Origin of the sequence: Micromonospora sp. NPDC048999, from assembly GCF_040649295.1 — a bacterium.
Classification (GTDB): domain Bacteria; phylum Actinomycetota; class Actinomycetes; order Mycobacteriales; family Micromonosporaceae; genus Micromonospora.
The window spans coordinates 1-3170 of record NZ_JBEZFI010000094.1 but is presented as its reverse complement, the minus strand read 5'-3'; the positions used below and the strand labels follow the sequence as shown (position 1 = coordinate 3170).

The following is a 3170-nucleotide window of genomic DNA, read 5'->3' as shown; positions in this document are numbered from 1 at the left end:
GGAGCAGCGCTGGGCGCAGGATTCCATCTCCACGCCCACGCCACCCCAGCCAGGTGGGAAACGATCCCGGAAACGTACTCCGACACAGGATCGCTGAGCTGATCTGAGACGCTACCCGTGAACGCGATGACCCTGATCGCGGGCCAGCCAGCCGTGGACGGTGAGCCAGGCGAAACGGTGTGGCGGCAGGTGTTGCCGCCACACCGCGATCACGCATCGAGTCAGTTCAGGCTGAATCGCTGGTTGGCCTGGCCGTTGCAGTCGTAGATCTGGATCTGCTGGCCGTTGCCGGTGCCCCAGACGTCCAGGCAGCGTCCGGACTGGACACCCGTGATGGTTCCGTTGGCGTTGACATTCCACTGCTGGTTGGCCTGCCCGCTGCAGCTGTAGATCTGCACGGCAGAGGCGTTGCCGGACCCGGCGGCGTCCAAGCACATGGTGCCGTACACGGTCAGCTGCCTGCTCGACGTGAGAGTCCATGCCTGGTTGGTCTGGCCGTTGCAGTCGTAGAGCTGGACCCGCGTGCCGTTGTTCCGCGACGCGTTCGGCACGTCGACACACCTGCCCGACTGGGCGCCGACGATCCGCTTCGCTCCGCCTGGCGTGGCAGAAGGCGAGGACGATGGAGAGGTGGTGCCACCGCTCGGCGTTGACGAGGGCGTCCCACCGGCGGCATTCAGGGCGTTGAGGACCGAGGTGTACGCGGCCTTCTTGTTGCCGCCGCCGTCGAACAGCAGCGGGCTTTCACTGGAGCGCCATGAGTCGCTGTCCCGAACGCCCCAGACGGTGATGCTGACGCAGCGGGGCACGTTGACGCAGGCCTGGGTCAGCCCGGCGTACTGGGTGGTTGACGCGTTGGTGACGTCGACCTCGGTCAGGGCCACGTCCACGCCCAGAGCGGCGAAGCTCGACAAAGTGGTTTGGAAGTTGCTCGGCAGCGAGCTGCCGCCGGTGAAGTGGGTCTGCAGGCCTACACAGTCGATCGGCACGCCGCGAGACTTGAAGTCTCGGATCATGTTGTATACGCCCTGCGTCTTGCCGTAGGACCAGTTCTCGATGTTGTAGTCGTTGTAGCACAGCTTGACCGACGGGTCGGCGCTGCGGGCAGTGCGAAACGCCACCTCGATCCAGTCGTTGCCGGTGGCCTGCAGGTTGGACTGCCGGCGGCTGCCGTCCTCGTTGAAGGCTTCGTTGACGACGTCCCAGTAGGCGAGCTTGCCCTTGTAATGGGCCATCACACCGTTGATGTGATCGATCATCGCCTGGCGCAGGCTGCTGCCGCTGAGGCTCTGCATCCAGCCCGGCTGCTGGGAGTGCCAGGCGAGGGTGTGGCCGCGGACCTTCATGCCGCGCTGGGTCGCCCAGTTGTAGATCTGGTCGCCGGAACTGAAGTTGAACTGGCCCCGCTGAGGCTCTGTCGCGTCCGGCTTCATCTCGTTCTCGGCCGTCACCATGTTGAACTCGCGTCCGGCGATCGTGGTGTACGTCGAATCACCGAGCCGGTTCGCGGCGATCGCCGTGCCGAAGTACCGACCTGACTGCGCGGCCGCCGCGCCCAGGGTGCTCGCCGCGGCGTTCGCATCCTGGATCACCATCACCGCACCCACTGCCGCAACGGCGGCAACGGTACCGCCGATCAGCAGTCGGACCCGTAACGAGCGACTCCGCGGGGAGCCAGCGGAGTAGACAGGAGAACTGGTTGCCACGATGGCCTCCTTCTCGGTTCTGCGGCCCGGTCGCCGAGCACCGCACGCGTGGCCGACCGCAGCCGACGTGCACGCGAAGGGGAATCGGTGGATCGCGCAACCTGGACCGGCGAACGACATACTTCAATGCCACGTCATGCTGGCACGGCAACGCCGCTGGAACAACAGTTTCCGGAAGGCTTCCGGCAGGGCGTCAGCGGGCACGTGACTCCGAGTTACGTCGACCTATCGCATCTACCATGCATTTTTGCCGGTCATGGGGACGCTTGGGCGAGCGATCAATCGCCGCGAGAGTGGACTCGGTGGTGTTGCGCCGGGCCACCGCCCGAAACTTCCAGGCCCCGACTCCGGGCCACCGGCTAGGGCGGAGGCACCGCCACCAGCCCCGGCAAGGCCGAAGCGACTTGATTACTGATCCACAGTGTGATCGAACTACCCCGCCTTTATCTGGCCGTCGGCATGCCAGCCGCACGCTCGCCGACCGCTCCCGACGCACCGCACCCGGTGAGGGGCCGGACCCGGCCCGGGTGGCCGGTGTGGATCAGGGGGACGTCCACTCCTACGCCGTCGCGGGCCCCGGATGGTGAGGGGTTGTTGGTGTCGGGGCGGGCGATTCGCGCCGAGCATCGTATGCACCTGGCCGACACCAAATCCCGCCGCCGTGCCGTCTCACGCCGCGCTCCGAAACCGGGCCAGCGGGGGTCGCGGCGGTGGCGCAAGTACCGCCGCCGGGCACGGCTGGTCGACAGCCGGCACAAGCGGCGGATCTGGCAGGCCCGGCACGAAGCCGCCACCTCGGTCGTCTGCAGGGCCGTGCAGCAGCGGGTCGGTGTGCTCAAGGTCGGCGACCCGCGAGGAGTGCTCGACATCGACGCCGGGCGGCGGCACAACCTGCGGCTACGGCAGTGGCAGATCGGCCGCCTCATGCAGATCCTGGAAGACGAGGCCACCCTGGCGGGCATCGTCATCGACCCCGTCAACGAACGCGGCACGTCGTCCACCTGCCCCGCCTGCGGGCGGCGCATACCGAAACCGCGCGGGCGGACCCCGACCTGCCCGCACTGCCGGTTCACCGGGCACCGTGACCTGGTCGCGGCTGCCATCATCGCCACCCGCACCCCGGGCGGCGGACCCACCGCCCCCACCGCAGCCGTGATGCTGCCGGAGGTGGTCACGCACCGTCGAGCCGGCCGACACCTACCCGGTGCCGGCCAGTCCCGGCGTGACCCCCGCCGCCCACCCCGGGCGGCGAGAGGATCAGTTGCCCGCGGAGGCCCGCCCCACCACCACCCGATGGTGGGGAGTCGCTCGCCACACGGCGAGGATCCACAACACTCCACCAGAAACCCGGTGAACGTTAGTGGACACCGCTAGTGCCGTGACCACGAACGTTCGCGGTGTTGGATGACACGCCGTTCGGCCTGTCGGCCGGGCGGCGTCGCGGCGGTCAGGCTGTGGCGGTGG

The 3170-nt window shown here is 68.0% G+C and carries 2 protein-coding genes; one reads left to right on the top strand and one right to left on the bottom strand.

Annotated features, from left to right (window positions below; all coding sequences use genetic code 11):
• Positions 1-221 precede the first annotated feature (221 nt).
• Complete coding sequence (locus tag AB0C02_RS33435; RefSeq protein WP_357553214.1) at positions 222-1595, bottom strand: endo-1,4-beta-xylanase; 1374 nt, start codon at positions 1593-1595, stop codon at positions 222-224.
• Between the two features lie 741 nt (positions 1596-2336).
• Between AB0C02_RS33435 and AB0C02_RS33430 the strand changes: the two genes are divergently transcribed.
• Positions 2337-3080, top strand: coding sequence for a zinc ribbon domain-containing protein (locus tag AB0C02_RS33430; RefSeq protein WP_357553213.1), 744 nt, complete (start codon positions 2337-2339; stop codon positions 3078-3080).
• Positions 3081-3170 lie beyond the last annotated feature (90 nt).